Origin of the sequence: Kribbella sp. NPDC049174 (genome assembly GCF_043197365.1) — a bacterium.
Lineage (GTDB): Bacteria > Actinomycetota > Actinomycetes > Propionibacteriales > Kribbellaceae > Kribbella.
In genome coordinates, this window is sequence record NZ_JBICSZ010000004.1 from 414,960 (window position 1) to 429,354 (window position 14,395).

At 68.3% G+C, this 14,395-nt stretch carries 17 protein-coding genes; 8 read left to right on the forward strand and 9 right to left on the reverse strand.

Going from position 1 to position 14,395, the window contains the following annotated elements; translation table 11 throughout:
- Positions 1-21 precede the first annotated feature (21 nt).
- Positions 22-948 carry an FAD-dependent oxidoreductase gene (locus ACGFIF_RS24015; protein ID WP_393157394.1) on the forward strand — a complete coding sequence of 309 codons (927 nt, stop codon included), beginning with the start codon at positions 22-24 and terminating at the stop codon, positions 946-948.
- The gene (gene mmuM, locus ACGFIF_RS24020) at positions 938-1,816 is read left to right on the forward strand and encodes a homocysteine S-methyltransferase (protein WP_393157395.1); all 879 of its coding nucleotides are present in this window, start codon (positions 938-940) and stop codon (positions 1,814-1,816) included. The genes ACGFIF_RS24015 and mmuM overlap by 11 nt, the downstream gene beginning before the upstream one ends.
- A 4-nt stretch (positions 1,817-1,820) precedes the next feature.
- On the opposite strand, the gene ACGFIF_RS24025 is transcribed toward mmuM, so the two are convergent.
- The 4 genes from ACGFIF_RS24025 to ACGFIF_RS24040 are packed head-to-tail and all read right to left on the reverse strand — an operon-like array spanning position 1,821 to position 5,976.
- Entirely contained in the window at positions 1,821-3,215 is a 1,395-nt protein-coding gene (locus tag ACGFIF_RS24025) for a PLP-dependent aminotransferase family protein (protein ID WP_393157396.1), read from the reverse strand.
- A gap of 26 nt (positions 3,216-3,241) precedes the next feature.
- A complete protein-coding gene (locus ACGFIF_RS24030) occupies positions 3,242-4,045 on the reverse strand; it encodes an ABC transporter permease (RefSeq protein ID WP_393157397.1) in 804 nt (267 codons plus the stop codon).
- Complete coding sequence (locus ACGFIF_RS24035) at positions 4,042-4,941, reverse strand: ABC transporter ATP-binding protein (RefSeq protein WP_393157398.1); 900 nt, start codon at positions 4,939-4,941, stop codon at positions 4,042-4,044. Before ACGFIF_RS24035 ends, ACGFIF_RS24030 begins: the two co-directional genes overlap by 4 nt.
- A gap of 42 nt (positions 4,942-4,983) precedes the next feature.
- Positions 4,984-5,976, reverse strand: a complete 993-nt coding sequence (locus ACGFIF_RS24040; RefSeq protein ID WP_393157399.1) for an NAD(P)-dependent alcohol dehydrogenase — start codon at positions 5,974-5,976, stop codon at positions 4,984-4,986.
- Positions 5,977-6,096: 120 nt separating this feature from the next.
- Between ACGFIF_RS24040 and ACGFIF_RS24045 the strand changes: the two genes are divergently transcribed.
- Positions 6,097-6,777 carry a TetR/AcrR family transcriptional regulator gene (locus ACGFIF_RS24045; RefSeq protein ID WP_393157400.1) on the forward strand — a complete coding sequence of 227 codons (681 nt, stop codon included), beginning with the start codon at positions 6,097-6,099 and terminating at the stop codon, positions 6,775-6,777.
- 19 nt (positions 6,778-6,796) lie between these two features.
- Here ACGFIF_RS24045 and ACGFIF_RS24050 read toward each other — a convergent pair whose 3' ends face one another.
- Together ACGFIF_RS24050 and ACGFIF_RS24055 are read right to left on the reverse strand one after the other, a co-directional pair.
- Positions 6,797-7,876: a TRAP transporter substrate-binding protein gene (locus ACGFIF_RS24050; protein WP_393157402.1), complete on the reverse strand. Its 1,080-nt coding sequence runs from the start codon at positions 7,874-7,876 to the stop codon at positions 6,797-6,799.
- A gap of 99 nt (positions 7,877-7,975) precedes the next feature.
- Complete coding sequence (locus ACGFIF_RS24055) at positions 7,976-8,245, reverse strand: hypothetical protein (RefSeq protein WP_393157403.1); 270 nt, start codon at positions 8,243-8,245, stop codon at positions 7,976-7,978.
- Between ACGFIF_RS24055 and ACGFIF_RS24060 the strand changes: the two genes are divergently transcribed.
- The gene (locus tag ACGFIF_RS24060; RefSeq protein WP_393157404.1) at positions 8,235-8,723 is read left to right on the forward strand and encodes a hypothetical protein; all 489 of its coding nucleotides are present in this window, start codon (positions 8,235-8,237) and stop codon (positions 8,721-8,723) included. The genes ACGFIF_RS24055 and ACGFIF_RS24060 overlap by 11 nt on opposite strands.
- 36 nt (positions 8,724-8,759) lie before the next feature.
- On the opposite strand, the gene ACGFIF_RS24065 is transcribed toward ACGFIF_RS24060, so the two are convergent.
- The 3 genes from ACGFIF_RS24065 to ACGFIF_RS24075 all read right to left on the reverse strand — a co-directional run bounded on the left by ACGFIF_RS24065 (position 8,760) and on the right by ACGFIF_RS24075 (position 11,446).
- Complete coding sequence (locus ACGFIF_RS24065) at positions 8,760-9,680, reverse strand: hypothetical protein (protein WP_393157405.1); 921 nt, start codon at positions 9,678-9,680, stop codon at positions 8,760-8,762.
- Positions 9,681-9,743: 63 nt separating this feature from the next.
- Positions 9,744-10,550, reverse strand: coding sequence for an ABC transporter permease (locus ACGFIF_RS24070; RefSeq protein ID WP_393157407.1), 807 nt, complete (start codon positions 10,548-10,550; stop codon positions 9,744-9,746).
- The gene (locus tag ACGFIF_RS24075) at positions 10,547-11,446 is read right to left on the reverse strand and encodes an ABC transporter ATP-binding protein (protein WP_393157408.1); all 900 of its coding nucleotides are present in this window, start codon (positions 11,444-11,446) and stop codon (positions 10,547-10,549) included. Before ACGFIF_RS24075 ends, ACGFIF_RS24070 begins: the two co-directional genes overlap by 4 nt.
- Positions 11,447-11,597: 151 nt before the next feature.
- Here ACGFIF_RS24075 and ACGFIF_RS24080 point away from each other — a divergent pair, with 151 nt between their 5' ends.
- The 4 genes from ACGFIF_RS24080 (at position 11,598) to ACGFIF_RS24095 (ending at position 14,389) form a co-directional block, all read left to right on the forward strand.
- Positions 11,598-12,761 (forward strand): sensor histidine kinase, encoded by a 1,164-nt coding sequence (locus ACGFIF_RS24080; protein ID WP_393157410.1) that lies wholly within the window; start codon positions 11,598-11,600, stop codon positions 12,759-12,761.
- Positions 12,758-13,432 (forward strand): response regulator, encoded by a 675-nt coding sequence (locus tag ACGFIF_RS24085; protein ID WP_393157411.1) that lies wholly within the window; start codon positions 12,758-12,760, stop codon positions 13,430-13,432. The genes ACGFIF_RS24080 and ACGFIF_RS24085 overlap by 4 nt, the downstream gene beginning before the upstream one ends.
- A 114-nt stretch (positions 13,433-13,546) precedes the next feature.
- A complete protein-coding gene (locus ACGFIF_RS24090; RefSeq protein ID WP_393157412.1) occupies positions 13,547-13,915 on the forward strand; it encodes a lipopolysaccharide assembly LapA domain-containing protein in 369 nt (122 codons plus the stop codon).
- 42 nt (positions 13,916-13,957) lie between these two features.
- Positions 13,958-14,389 (forward strand): DUF5994 family protein, encoded by a 432-nt coding sequence (locus ACGFIF_RS24095; RefSeq protein WP_393157413.1) that lies wholly within the window; start codon positions 13,958-13,960, stop codon positions 14,387-14,389.
- Positions 14,390-14,395: the final 6 nt, after the last annotated feature.

The following is a 14,395-nucleotide window of genomic DNA, read 5'->3' on the forward strand; positions in this document are numbered from 1 at the left end:
CGCGCACGTCACAATGTGTGAATGCGCGTGATCGTGGTTGGTGCGGGCGTGATCGGGCTGAGCTGCGCCGTCCGGCTGGCCGAGGGCGGGTACGACGTTGCCGTCCTCGCCCGCGACCTGCCGTTGGAGACGACGTCGGCGGTGGCGGCCGCGATCTGGTACCCGTACCTGTCCGCGCCCGAGGACCGGGTCGCGGCCTGGTCCAGGACGTCGTACGACGAGTTCGCCAAGCTGGCCGAGAGCGAGCCGTCGGTGCGGATGCGGCACGGGCGCGAGTTCCTGGTGCACCGGACGCCGGATCCGCGCTGGGCCGACGTACTGCCTGATCTGACCAGGGTCGCGTCGCCGCCGACCGGGTTCGAGGACGGCTGGTCGTTCACCTCGCCCGTGGTTGAGATGCCGGTTTATCTGCAGTCTCTGGTCAAGCGCCTGGAGCAGGCCGGCGGCACGCTGACCCGCGCGGCGCTGTCGGCGCTGCCCACGACGGCCGATGTGGTCGTCAACTGCACCGGCCTCGGCGCGCGGCTGACCGCCTCCGACCCGACCGTCACCCCGGTCCGCGGTCAGGTGATGACGGTCGAGCAGTGCGGGCTGACCGACTGGCTCGTCGCCGACCGCGGCCCGAACGACCTGACCTACGTCATCCCCCGCGAGAAGGACATCGTCGTCGGCGGCACCAGCGAACCCGGCAACTGGAACCTCGCCGTCGACGAGACGACCGCGGACCAGATCATCACCCGCGCCGCCGAACTCGTCCCCCAACTCCGCAAGGCCAAGATCCTCCGCCACCGCGTCGGCCTCCGCCCCGCCCGGCCGACGATCCGCTGCGAACTCGTCCGCACCACCACCGGCGAACCGGTCATCCACTGCTACGGCCACGGCGGCTCCGGCGTGACGCTGTCCTGGGGCTGCGCAGGAGAGGTCCTCGAGCTGATCCATGGCATCTGACCGGCCGATCATCCTCGACGGAGGCATGTCCAACGCGCTGGAGGATCGGGGACACGATCTCTCCGACGCGTTGTGGTCGGCGCGACTGCTGCGCGACGCACCGGCGGAGATCGCCGCGGTTCATCGCGCGTACTACGAAGCGGGCGCGATGGTCGCCACGACGGCCAGCTACCAGGCGAGTGTGGCCGGCTTCGAGCGCTATGGAGTGGGACGGGACGAGGCCGAACGCCTGATCACCAGCAGCGTCCGGATCGCACGCGAGGTCCGCGACTCGCTGACCGACGGACGGTTGCGCTTGGTGGCAGCATCGGTTGGACCGTACGGCGCTGTGCTCGCGGACGGCTCGGAGTATCGCGGCCGGTACGGCGTCAGCGCGAAAGCCCTCCGCGATTTCCACGGCCCCCGGCTGGAGCTGCTGATCGGCGCCGAGCCGGATCTCCTCGCGGTCGAGACCATCCCGGACGCCGACGAAGCCGCGGTCCTGGTCGAGTTGCTGGCGGAACTGGACTTCCCCGCCTGGTTCTCCTATTCCATCTCGGGCTCCCACACCCGGGCCGGTCAGCCGCTGGAGGATGCTTTCGGAGTGGTCGCCGCCGACCAGGTGGTTGCTGTCGGCATCAACTGCTGCGCGCCGGACGACGTACAGGCTGCGGTTGAAACAGCCGTCGCGGTCACCGGGAAGCCGGCGGTCGCGTACCCCAACAGCGGTGAGTCGTGGGACGCCGGCGGACGCCGCTGGACCGGAGCTGCTGCGAACAGCGCGAGTCTCGCGTCCGGGTGGCTCGACGCCGGCGCGACCTACATCGGCGGCTGCTGCCGAGTCGGCCCGGCCGACATCCGGGCCCTGTCCGCTCAGTTCTCGGCGTAGACGATCAGACGCCGAGGACCTGGCAGAGGAGGTCCAGGGCGCCGGGGTAGGCGTGGTCGGGTGGGGTGCCGTAGCCGACGATGACCGCCTGGCGGGTCGAGGCGGCGGGGTTGAAGTGGTAGTTGCTCAGGGTGTTGAGGCCGAGGCCCTGGCGGGCGGCTCGGGCGACGATGTCTTCGGCGTCGCCGGGGACGTCGAGGAGGACGTGCAGGCCGGCGGAGATGCCGGCGACCTTGACCTCAGGGGCGCGGACGGCGAGGAGCTCGACCAGGCGGTCGCGGCGTCGACGGTAGTGCAGACGGGACCGTCGTACCTGCCGGTCATAGTGGCCGGAGGCAATGAATTCCGCGAGGGTCAGCTGGTCCAGCGTTGCCGTCTGATAGTCGGCGGTCCGCTTGGCCGCGACCACAGGCTCGATCAGCCACTGCGGCAACACCATCCAGGCCAGGCGCAGCCCCGGTGCGAGGCTCTTGCTCGCCGTCCCCGTGTACACGACCCGCTCAGGATCCAGCGCCTGCAGGCCACCCACCGCCTGCCGGTCGTACCGGAACTCACCGTCGTAGTCGTCCTCGATCAGCACCGCACCGGCTTCCCGGGCCCACGCGACAGCCGCCGTACGACGCTCAGGCGCGAGCGGAACGCCCGTCGGCATCTGATGCGCCGGCGTGAGCAACGCACCCTGACCAGTCAAGCCGGAAACCTGCACACCCAACTCGTCGACCGGCACCGGCACGGGTTCGAGGCCGCGGGACCGGATCACGTCCAGGTGCAGCGCGTACCCGAACTCCTCCACCGAGACGGTCGTCCCACCCTGCGACTTCAGCACCTCGCCGAGCAGACTCAACGCTTGCACATAGCCCGAACAGATCAGGATCCGCTCCGGATCGGCCCGGACGCCGCGCGCCCGGGCGAGGTAGTCCGCGAGCATCCGGCGCAACTCGATCCGGCCGCGCGGATCGCCGTACCCGAACGCCTCGTTGGGTGCCGACGGCAACGCCTTCCGCGCCGCGGCCAGCCACTCACTCCGCGGGAACGTGGACACATCGGGCGAACCCGGCATCAGGTTGTACCGGAAGCTCTTTGCCTCGGACAACGACGACGCCGGCGGCGGTACGGCGTCCGGCGGCGTACCGGCGCGGTTGGCGACCACCGTGCCGGATCCTTGCCGCGCGGTCAGCCACCCCTCGGCCACCAACTGCCCATAGGCGTCGGCGACCGTGTTCCGGGCGATCCCGAGGTCCTTCGCCAGCGACCGCGAGGACGGCAGCCGGGTCCCGGCCGGCAACCGCCCGCTCCGGATCGAGTCGTGCAACGCCCGAACCAGGTCGTTCCGTCCCCGCGACGCGGCCAGATCCAGATGCAGATCCGCCCCGGCGGCGTTGGCCCCTGAACCCTCCATGCAATGGACCCTATGCCACCGCGCCCCTACTTGACCTCTGTCCTCATCACCAGGCGGAGGCCGATGAGCAGGGGGATGACGAGCCAGACGATGCCGGTGACGCCGATGTTGGCCCACTGCTCCGCGGTCAGCGACTTGTCGAAGACGAACAGACCGCTCTGGGCGAACTGGATGTCGATCCACGGCTGCAGGTCGTGGAACCACTGCTGACTCGACGCCAGCAGGCCGAAGACCGTGGGCAGCAGGAAGGTGTAGACGAAGTACGCCACGATGGCCCCGATCGAGGCGCGGATGAGGACGCCGAGCATGAAACCGATCAACAGGCTCAGGACCATCCCGAGGACGTAGTACAGGCATTGGGTCACCGTCACGTCCCACACCAGGGTCGTGCCGGTGACAGCGGCGCTGAGGAGGTTGCCGACGGCACCGACCGCGAAGGTCAGCGCCATCGCCGCGATCGCGATGACGACCGACGAGATCGCCTTGGCGGCGATGATCCTGCTCCGGTGCGGAACCAGGGTGAACGTCGTGAGGCCCGTGCGCTGGCTCCATTCACTGGTGACAGCGAGGATCGCGATCAGCGGCAGGATGATCACCACCGGGAAGCGGATCGCCGTCGCGAAGGTGGAGTAGGTGAGTTGGTCGTCCGGAGCGAACAGGATGACGCCGGCGGCCGCCAGTACGGCGGAGATGGCGATACTGGCGATCAACCAGAAACCGGAGCGGGTGTCGAACATCTTGCGGAGCTCGACAGCCGTGATCCGGCTCAGTGGGATCCGGTCGACGGTGGCTCGGCCGGTGCGGATGGTTCCTGCTGCGATGGCGCTCATGCCGGTGCTCCTTCTCGCTGAGTGGCCGAGGTGACTTCGAGGAACATCTCCTCCAGGCCGGCGCCTTCGGCGGCGCGCAGTTCGGTCAGGGCGACACCGGCCTCGAGCGCCACCGTCCCGACGAGTGCGGCGTCCGCGTCGGTCCGCAGAGCGCCGTCGCCGGACGGGCTCGTGGCCAGTCCCCAGGTGTTCAGAGCCTGCTCGAGGTGGGCCAGGTCAGCCGCGCGTACGACGGTGCCGGCCGCGTGCAGCAGCTCGGTCTTGGTCCCCTGGGAGACGATCCGGCCGTGGCCGATCATGACGATGTCGTCGGCGATGACCTCGATCTCATGGAGCAGGTGAGACGACAGCAGAACGGTTCCGCCGCGGTCGGCGTACCCGCGCAGCAGGTCGCGCATCCAGCGGATGCCGGCCGGGTCCAGCCCGTTGGCGGGCTCGTCGAGGATCAGCACTTCCGGGTCCCCGATCAGGGCGGTCGCGATACCGAGCCGTTGACGCATGCCGAGGGAGTACTCACCCACCCGCCGGGACGCTTCGTCCGGCGTCAGGCTGACCACCTCCAGCATCTCCTCGACGCGGCTGCGCGGCAGCCCCATGAACCGCTGGGCGAGGATCAGGATCTCGCGGCCGGTGCGGCCGGCGTGCTGAGCGGACGCATCGAGGAGAACGCCCACTTCGAGGCCTGGGTTCGGCAGGTCCGCGAACCTGCGCCCGGAGATCGTGACGGTCCCGGACGTGGCCCGGGTGAGCCCGACCATGATCCGCATCGTGGTCGACTTGCCGGCTCCGTTCGGGCCGAGGAAGCCGGTCACCCGCCCTGCGGCGGCGGTGAAGCTGACGTCGTCGACGGCCAGCGTGCTGCCGTATTTCTTGGTGAGTCCTTCGATGGTGATCACGGACAGTTCCCCCCTGTTGACGTGCAGGTGTGGTGATGCTGGTCAGATGGTGATGGCGACCTTTCCGCGGGCCTTTCCGGCGGCGAGGTGGCGCATGGCGTCCGGGGCCTGGTCGAGCGGGTAGGTGCGGTCGACGGTCGGCGTCACCTGGCCGGCCTCGATCAGGGCGGTGAGCCGTTCGAGATTGCTGCCGCTTTCCTTGTTGAGGACCATGGTCAGCCGCTGGCGGATGAACAGCGACACGATCAGGAAGCCCAACTGCCGGTTCATCCCGCCGGTCAGACTGCCGCCCTCCTCGCCACCGGTGACGACGGCCGTTCCGGTGGGAGTGAGCGCGCGCCGCAACCGGGACAGTGACGGGTTGCCGGCGATGTCGATGATCACGTCGTAGCGGTTGCCGGTCGCGGTGAAGTCCTCGCGGGTGTAGTCGATGACGTGGTCCGCCCCGAGTGCCTGGACCAGATCGAGCTTGGCGGTGCTGGCCACGCCGGTGACCTCGGCCCCGAGGGCCTTGGCCAGTTGTACGGCGTAACTGCCGACGCCACCCGAGGCACCGGAGATCAGCACGTGCTGGCCGGCCTGGACCCGGCCAACGGTCACCGCATCCTGGGCGGTGAGCGCGGAGATCGGGACCACCGCGGCCTGCTCGAAGGACAGGTTGGCCGGCTTCCGGGCGAGCTTGCTCTCGCGGGCCACGGCGTACTCGGCGAACGAGCCGGGCGCGACGCCGTACACCTCGTCACCCACGGCGAACTTGGTCACCTCCGGTCCGATGGCCTCGACGGTGCCGGCGACGTCGCGCCCGGGCACGGGGTTCCTCGGTCCGCGCAGGCCCATGGCCAGGCGGAGGAGGTACGGCTTGCCCGTCATCAGGTGCCACGTGCCGCGGTCGAGGCCGGCTGCGTGGACGCGGACGAGGATCTCGTCGCCGCTGATCTCGGGCCGGGCGATCCGGTCGTGGCGCAGGACGTCGGCCGAGCCGTACTTGTCCTGGACGATCGCCCGCATGGTGGATGTGGTGGTGCTGCTGGCCATGGTGTTCCTCTGAGTGTGATCGAGGGGCGGAACCGACGTCGGTGCCCCGCGCACCGATGGTCTTTCGTACTTAGTACGGTTAACGTATCGTACTTTGTACGAAACTGCTATGGTCCGGGGATGAAAAGATCTGAACCCGACAAGCCCCAGGAGCGCACCCGGCTCAGCCGGGATCGGGTGCTGAGCGCCGCGGTCGCGGTCGCCGACACGGGCGGGCTCGGATCGCTGACGATCCGTTCGCTCGCCCAGCAACTCGGGGTCAAACCGATGTCGGTGTACTACCACGTCGCCAACAAGGACGAGATCCTCGACGGCATCGTCGACTTCGTCTTCAGCCAGATCGAGCTGCCGTCGGCCACCGGCGACTGGCGGGCGGAGATCCAGCGGCGCGCGGTGTCGGCCCGCCAGGTCCTGCGACGGCACAGCTGGGCGATCGCGCTGATGGAGTCGCGGACGACCCCGGGGCCGGCGACGCTACGGCATCATGACGCGGTCATCGCCACGCTGCGGGCGGCGGGTTTCTCGCGGGCGATGACCGCTCACGCGTACGCCCTGCTGGACGCCTACGTGTACGGGTTCGCCGTACAGGAGGCCGCGCTGCCGTTCGAAGGGCCCGAGACCGTGGGCAGCGTCGCCGAGCCGATCATGGAGCACTTCGCCGCCGGCGACTATCCCCATCTGGTCGAGATGGCGACCGAGTACTACCTCAAACCCGGCTACGACTTCGGCGACGAGTTCGAGTTCGGCCTCAACCTGATCCTCGACGGTCTGACCCCCTCGCTTCCCGGCGGGGCCGACTGACTCTCCCTGGGCGCTTGTGTCAGCACGGTGCGCCGACGCCGGTCGCGGGGATCTGCACGGACGACTTCAGCTCCCGGATCCGGTCGATCATCGCCTTCGTACTCGCGTCCTGGTCCAACTCGGCGTACACCGGTTGCACCGCCCGGTCGAGTGCCTGCAGGTCGGCGGCGCTCGCCTTGACGATTTTGCCGCCGCGATTGCAGTAGGCGGCCGCATTGGCGGCTTCGGTGGTCCGGTGAACGAGAACCCACTCGCGGGTCGCCTCGGCTGCCTTCTGCAGGATCTCGCGGTTCTCCGCCGACAACCCGCCGAGCATCCCGGAGTTGGCCACCAGCGTGTTCACCTTGGTGCTGAAGGTGACGTTCGCGGCCGCGATCCCGGGGAGCGGAAGACCGTCGGAGAGGACGAATCCCGTCTCGGCGCCGGCCAGTGTGCCGTCTCTGATGCCGGCCTCGACCGCGTCGCCGACCGGGTCGTCCGGCTTGCCACCGAGCGCACGGATCGTCGCGTCACCGAGATCCGACTTCGCGGTGCGGATTCCCTGGCCTTGGAAGGCGGCCGGGGCAAGTAGCGCCTGATGGAAGCCGAATGGGTGGCGCAGACTTTCGGGCATCAGCGCGAGACCGGTGGCGCCGGCCTTGTCGAGGCCGGCCATCAACTGGCCCGACATGTCCTTGTCGGTGACGATCTTGTCGGCAAGCGCATCCGACGTCACCAGGAACGGCGCGTTCAGCGCGCGCAGAGTGGTCACACCTTCGGTGTCCCAGCTGCGGCTGGGGATCATGGCGAGGTCGAGTTCCTTGTCCTTCAGCATCCGTGCGACCACCTGGTCCCATTGCTGGACGCCTTCGCCTGCTGCCTCCCAGACCGGGTAAACCAGGATCTTCCCGCCCGACAGCGTCCTGACCTGATCGACGAACTCCACGATCGCCAGGCCACCCGGCCGCGAATCGTCGTCGGCGGTTCCGATTTTCAATGACAGCGGGCCAGGATTTTCGATCGTTTCCGGTTCCGACGAGCTGCCGCTGCAGGCTGCTCCGGTGGCAATCAGCGCGAATCCCAGCGCCAATGCCCAATAACGTGATGACAATCTTCTCATGTTTGCCCCCTAAACCACAGTCGCACTGCCCGATCCGCTCCGCCACCTCTCAAACGCCGAAACCTTCCAACGCCCGAAACGTCACGACCGAAAGCGTGGTCAACTCTGGTGATCGGCGCGAATCAGGCGCACCGTCAAAGGAGTACGGCGCACCTCGATTGGTGCGAGTAATTGCATGGTGGCGCCGAGTGAAGGAGTGAGAAATATGAGCGGCCGAACCCGCTGGGTCAGCTCGATGCTCGCCATCGCGGCACTGACGGCAATTCCACTGGGCTGCAGTGCGAAAGACCAGTCATCACCCGGCGTGCCGCCCTCATCGGCGCCGGGTTCACCGAATTTCACCAGCCAGGTATTTTCGGTGCCGTTCACCGTCACGCTGCCCAATTCGCTCGAACCGCAGCCGAGCGAGGACACGAAGACCTTGATCAGCTGGGGCGCGGTCACCGGCCAGAATGGCGTCAGGTTTCTTCTTCCGGTCGTGGTCTACCACCCGGACGGCACCACCCCGCAGCCGCCACCCAAGGACTACCCGAGCTACCTCCTCGGACTGGTGAATGCCGGAGCCACCTTCGTGGACCAGAGCACGACGACCGTCGATGGTCAACAGGCGACCTTGTTGACCGGCACCGCCACACGGGCACTCGACGGCACGCTGGGCTGCCCCGCTGCGACAACCCCGGTGCAAGCCTGCTTCGGCCTGCAATCCGACCTCGCTCTCCGGATCGCCGTCGTCAACCTCGATGGCAGGACCCTGCTCGCCTGGGCAAGGACGCAGCAGGGCGACGCCGACGCACCCGAATTCTTCGCCGAATTCGAGGCCATGCTCCAGAGCCTCAGAATCCATTGAGCCGACGAGGCAGACCGTTCTCCCGGTGCTCGCCGGCTATTCGCCGAAGAGCTCGTCGAAGTCCAGAGTTGCCCAGCGGAAATAGACCGGGGCGTCGAAGGTACCGGAGATCTTGCCGATGCTGCGGATGACGGTGGACGTGCCCTGCGCGTGGCCTACGGCGTACATATGGGCGGTATGGGTGTCCTTGTCGATGCCGACCAGGAGCGTCCCCCGGCTGCCGCACTTTTCCGCGACCAGCGACTCGAATCCCTGCCAGGTCGAGCCACGCACCTTCTTCACCACCGGCTTCATCGGTGCGCTCGTCGGGATGTGGATGGTGTAGAGCGCACCGCCCTTGGTGTTGGCCAGGAAGGTGTCGTAGGTCTGCGTCTTGCTGATCAGAACCATCGATTTCACCGAGGCGAACCCCGGGGCGGACCCGGCATTCCGCCAAACGCCTCGGGCATCGGGGGTCCACCGGAACAGGACGCCGTCGCTCCGCAGTCCGTACTCGGTCCTTCGCTGGAAGCTTCCGCCGGGTGCATAGCGAGACTCTTCCAAGGCGATGAAGGGTCCCCAGCCGCCACCGACCCGTCCCACGCGGACCGACTCGGGATCCATGCTGTCGTACGACGTGCTGTACAGCGCCGAGCCGATCACCACGTAGCCGTGGACCCTGAGGCCGCCGGCAGTGCCTTCTTGGACCATGGCGGTGCTGAGCCGCGCCTGTCCGTCGGGATACAGGTCACGGAGCACGACACCGATGCCGTGGTTCGTGGGCGGCGACGTCGCGAAGAGACCCTGCCCCTGGTGGTCGCCCGATGCCGACACGGAACCCAAGGCCACCGCGCAGGGTGTCGAGGCGGTACTCGGCGCCGCGGCTGTGCCCGGCGTTCCGATCGCTGTTCCGGGTAGCAGACCCGCCGCAAGGACGGCCGCTCCCAGCACCCCCATCGCTCTCGATCCGTTCTTCATCGAAGCTCCCCCTTGGTTACCCAGCTGGATGCGATCGGCGGGTCATAAGTTGCGACGGCGCGGTCAGGCGGATTTCACCTCGCGGTGGAGCAGCCGCAGGAGGCCAAGAGCAAGTGGCAGGACGACCCAGATGGTCCCGGCGACTGCGATGTGCACCCAGTCCCCGGCCTGGAAGGTCTGCTGTTCGAAGGCCGGTGCCATGGCGGTGTTCAGGTCGAGCCAGGGGGCAGAGTGCTCGAGTGCGCCCACCATCGAGAAGAGCACGCTCCACGCGATCGGGATCACGTAGTACAAGACGATGGCGGCGGCGGTGTTCATCAGTAGCATGCCGAAGGCGAAGCCCTGCAGGATGCCGATCAGCTGGACGGCGAAGAAGTCGCGGACATTGGCAGCTCCGACGTTCCAGCTGCCGGCGCCGTCCATGAATGCCATCCCGGCCACGTTGCTCAGGGCTGCGACTCCGAGCGCCACGACCACCGCGAGCAGGCCGACCAGGACCACGGCGACCAGCTTGGCCACCGCTATGCGGATCCGGCTCGGTTCGAGCGTGAAGGTGACCAGCCCGGTGCGCTGGCTCCATTCGGCGGTGACCGCAAGGATGCCGAGCACCGGCAGCAGGATGCTCTGCGGGGTCGCCGTCGCGCCGACGAAGTTGATGAAGGTCAATTGGTCCGGATCGGCGACGAACAGGAACACGACGATGACGGCGACCGTGATGACGCCGATCGCGGTGAGCAGCCAGAAGCCGGCTCGGGTGTCGACGAGCTTGCGCAGCTCGACCCGCAGCAGGCGGTTGAAGGGGACGGCTGTCACGCTCGGGTCCGGAGTTGCTTCGAAGTGGAACGGTGCTTGGTGGGTCGCGGTACTCATGCGGAGACCTTCTCTCGTGCGTCGTCGGCGGTGAGCTGCAGGAACATGTCCTCGAGTCCGGCGCCGTCCGCGCCGCGCAACTCGGTGACGACGACACCGTGCTGCGCGGTGGCCGCGGCGATCTGCTCGCGGGTGGCCTCCACGACGTAGGCGCCGTCCGGGGTGGTCTGGTAGGGGTAGCCGGCGGCGTCGAGGCAGTGGGCCAAGGCGTCCGGTTCGAGGCCGCGGACCAGCGTGCCCGCAGCGTTCAGCAGTTCTGTCTTGCTGCCGTCGGCGACGATGACACCGCGGCCGATGACGACCAGGTGGTCGGCGATGACCTCGATCTCGTGCAGGAGATGCGAGGACAGCAGGACGGTCCCGCCTCGGTCGGCGAAGGTTTTGAGCAGCCCGCGCATCCAGTGGATGCCGGCCGGGTCGAGTCCGTTGGCCGGTTCGTCCAGGATCAGTACCTGCGGGTCGCCGAGCAGGGCGTGCGCGATGCCGAGCCGCTGCCGCATGCCGAGGGAGTAGTTGCCGACCCGACGGTCGCCCTCGGCGCCGGACAGGCCGACGATCTCGAGCATCTCGTCGACCCGTTGGCGACGGAGGCCCATGACGGTGGCGCCGAGGCGAAGGATCTCTCGTCCGGTCCGCCCGGTGTGCTGCGCGGAGGCATCGAGAAGGACCCCGACGTGCCGGCCCGGGTTGGGGAGCTGGGCGTACGGGACGCCGAGGATGGTGCTGCGACCCGCGGACGGCGGGGTCAGCCCGGTCATCATGCGCATCGTGGTCGACTTGCCCGCCCCGTTCGGACCGAGGAAGCCGGTGACGGATCCGGGCTGCGCCCGGAAGGACACCCGGTCGACGGATTGGTGTGCGCCGTAGCGCTTGCTGAGTTCTTCGACTGTGATCATGGGTCGAGCCTGGGCCCGAGCCCAGGCCCGGCACATCAGGCCGCAGCGCTAGGACCGGAGACCACGGGATAGACCTGCGTAGCCCGCAGTAGGGGGTCGGCTGGTCCGCGGTCCCTGCCTCGAATCACTTGCCTCCCGTACCGTGGGCAGGGTGGACGCCATCCAAGCCGCTCCACCACCTCCGCTGAGCCACTGGCAGTCGACGTGGCGCTACCTCTTCGCCATCATCGTCGGCGCCGGCTTCTGGACTGCGACCTTCTACAACGCCTACAGCTGGAACCTCCGTCCGTACCTGGCCCTTGATCTCCTCCTCGGCGTCGTCAGCGTCGTGTTGATGCGCTGGAGACGGCGCTACCCACTGGCCATCGCCCTGCTCGTCAGCGCCATCGGAGGTGTTTCCTCCGCCGCATCGGGAGCCGTCGTCGTCACCGCCGTGTCGATGGCAACCCGACGGAGATGGCGAGAGATCGTGCCGCTGGCGGTCGTGGGTGTGGTTGCCTCCGTCGTCTATTTCGAGACCCAGCCCGGCCAGGCGGCATTGCCGATCTCTGTGCTGTTCACGGTGGTCTTCGTGAGCGCGATCATCGCCATCGGCATGTACATCGGCGCCCGCCGGGACCTGCTGGCCAGCCTGCGGGAACGCGCGGACCGTGCAGAACGCGAGCAGGGCCTGCGAGTCCAGCAGGCGCAAGTCACCGAGCGGGCCCGGATCGCCCGCGAGATGCATGACGCTCTGGCCCACCGACTGTCCCTGGTGGCGTTGCACGCCGGCGCGCTGGAGTACTGCCGGGCGCTGAGTGACGCCGAAGTGGCCGAAGCGGCCGCTATCACCCGGCAGAGCGCCCACAGCGCCCTGAATGACCTGCACCAGATCCTCGGCGTCCTACGGACACTCGAAGCCGACTCACCACCGGAGCGCCCGCAACCGACCCTGCTCGACCTTCCTGCACTGATCCAGGAGGCCGTGGGCGGCGGCACAAGGGTTCGGCTGCACAACCAGATCGACAACCTGGCGGGCGCGCCCGACGCGATCGGGCGCAGTGCGTACCGGATGATCCAGGAGAGCTTGACGAACGCGCGCAAACACGCGCCGAACACCGCGGTCGACGTCACCCTCAGCGGGCGGCCGGGTGGGCAACTCGTGCTCGAGGTACGGAACCCCCTGCGGCTCGGCTCCGCGGTGAGTGCGACACCCGGCTCGGGTCTCGGATTGCTCGGGCTGACCGAACGCGCCGAGCTGATCGGTGGCCGCCTCGAGCACGTGAGTTCCGACGGAGACTTCGTCGTCCGCGCCTGGCTGCCGTGGCCGGCATGAACGGGCCTGCCGGTGCTCCGATCCGGGTCGTGATCATCGACGACGATGCGCTCGTCCGCGCCGCCCTCGCGATGATCCTGCGCGACGACGCCACGATCGAGCTGGCCGGCGAAGCAGACGACGGCCGGACCGGGCTCCAACTCATCGCACGGGCCGCGCCCGACGTCGTACTGATGGACATCCGGATGCCCCGACTGGACGGCCTCGAGGCCCTCGCCCGGCTGATGGGTCAACCGGCACCGCCCAAAGTGATCGTGCTGACGACGTTCGACGCCGACGACTACGTGCTGCGGGCCCTCCGCGGTGGAGCCAGCGGATTCCTCCTCAAACACACCCCACCCGCGCAGATCGTCGAGGCGGTGCACAAGGTCGCCGCAGGCGACCACATGCTCTCCCCCAGCGTGACCGCCCAGCTGATCGCCCGGCTGGGTGACGACGAGCCGGAAACCCAGCAGGTCATCCACGCGCGGTCGTTGGCCGAGACCTTGACCGTCCGCGAACGCGAGGTGGCCATCGCGGTCGGCGAAGGCAAGGTCAATGCGCAGATCGCCGAGGAGCTCTACCTGAGTATGGCCACCGTCAAGGCGCACGTCTCACGCGTCATGATGAAGCTGGAAGCCACGAACCGGGTGCAGATAGCGAACCGCATCCATGACGCAGGCCTGCTCTGATCAGAGTCGTGGAAGGGCTTTCCGGTCCAGACAGGCGTAGTATTGGGGCAGTTCCGGAATCGACGACATCCCAGTTGAGGTGCACGCCACACCGGCCCTCCTGTAGGGGATGTCATGTCCGTACTTCACCGCAGCCGAAACACGTCCAAACCTCCGGAGCCGGCAGCCGCCGCACCGGTATCAGCCACACCGCCGTCGGCCGTCGACGAGCTGTCCGAACCGGTGCCGCCGAGGGTGCCGCGGACCCGGATCAGTAGCGTCTGGCTGGGGATCTGCGCCGCCGTGGTCGGCCTCGTCGTGCTGATCATCTTCATGCTGCAGAACACCGGCAGCGTCGAGGTCAACTTCCTCTGGATGGAAGGCTCCCTGCCGCTCGCCCTGGCACTGTTCATCGCCGGCGTCGGCACGACCATCGTGGCCACGACGATCGGCGCGGCCCGGATGACCCAACTGCGCCGCCTCGTGCGGGCCCGGAAGAACTGAGGTCTTGTCGTGACACTCACCGCCAGCGACGGCAGAACCGTCATGTCCCCGACCGAACCGTCGACACCTCGGCTGCGCCTCGGGTCGGGCACCGCAACCGGGCTCCTCGACGGCGGCTGGTGGCCTCGTTCGAGCGATCCGGTCGCCGAGATTCCCGGCCTCGTGCTGGCCATCGACGAGCTCCAGGGGCCGATCACCCGGCTGATGCTCCACGGCAACGACTGGGACAGCCAGCCGCGCCGCCTGGCCGTCGACGGCCGGCTCGTACGGCTGGGCTATTTCGCCAGCCAGCCCGCGGGCCTGCTGACCGCGCTCTCCGGGAAAGCCGGCGCCCGCGTCGACCTGGTGATCATCCCGGCAGACACCGCGCCGGACACCGCCGACACCGTGATGACGCTCGCCGCCACCAACGGCAACCGGATCCACGCTCAGGACCTGGTCGCGAGTGTCGTCGACGGTTCGTCCGGAAGCTAGCTGCCT

Coding starts and splice junctions, on each gene's coding strand:
- ACGFIF_RS24070 (WP_393157407.1), bottom strand. CDS start 10,550: ATGAGTACCGCGACCCACCAAGCACCGTTCCACTTCGAAGCAACTCCG.
- ACGFIF_RS24075 (WP_393157408.1), bottom strand. CDS start 11,446: ATGATCACAGTCGAAGAACTCAGCAAGCGCTACGGCGCACACCAATCC.
- ACGFIF_RS24095 (WP_393157413.1), top strand. CDS start 13,958: ATGTCCCCGACCGAACCGTCGACACCTCGGCTGCGCCTCGGGTCGGGC.
- ACGFIF_RS24090 (WP_393157412.1), top strand. CDS start 13,547: ATGTCCGTACTTCACCGCAGCCGAAACACGTCCAAACCTCCGGAGCCG.
- ACGFIF_RS24050 (WP_393157402.1), bottom strand. CDS start 7,876: ATGAGAAGATTGTCATCACGTTATTGGGCATTGGCGCTGGGATTCGCG.
- ACGFIF_RS24040 (WP_393157399.1), bottom strand. CDS start 5,976: ATGGCCAGCAGCACCACCACATCCACCATGCGGGCGATCGTCCAGGAC.
- ACGFIF_RS24030 (WP_393157397.1), bottom strand. CDS start 4,045: ATGAGCGCCATCGCAGCAGGAACCATCCGCACCGGCCGAGCCACCGTC.
- ACGFIF_RS24025 (WP_393157396.1), bottom strand. CDS start 3,215: ATGGAGGGTTCAGGGGCCAACGCCGCCGGGGCGGATCTGCATCTGGAT.
- ACGFIF_RS24065 (WP_393157405.1), bottom strand. CDS start 9,680: ATGAAGAACGGATCGAGAGCGATGGGGGTGCTGGGAGCGGCCGTCCTT.
- mmuM (WP_393157395.1), top strand. CDS start 938: ATGGCATCTGACCGGCCGATCATCCTCGACGGAGGCATGTCCAACGCG.
- ACGFIF_RS24015 (WP_393157394.1), top strand. CDS start 22: ATGCGCGTGATCGTGGTTGGTGCGGGCGTGATCGGGCTGAGCTGCGCC.
- ACGFIF_RS24085 (WP_393157411.1), top strand. CDS start 12,758: ATGAACGGGCCTGCCGGTGCTCCGATCCGGGTCGTGATCATCGACGAC.
- ACGFIF_RS24045 (WP_393157400.1), top strand. CDS start 6,097: ATGAAAAGATCTGAACCCGACAAGCCCCAGGAGCGCACCCGGCTCAGC.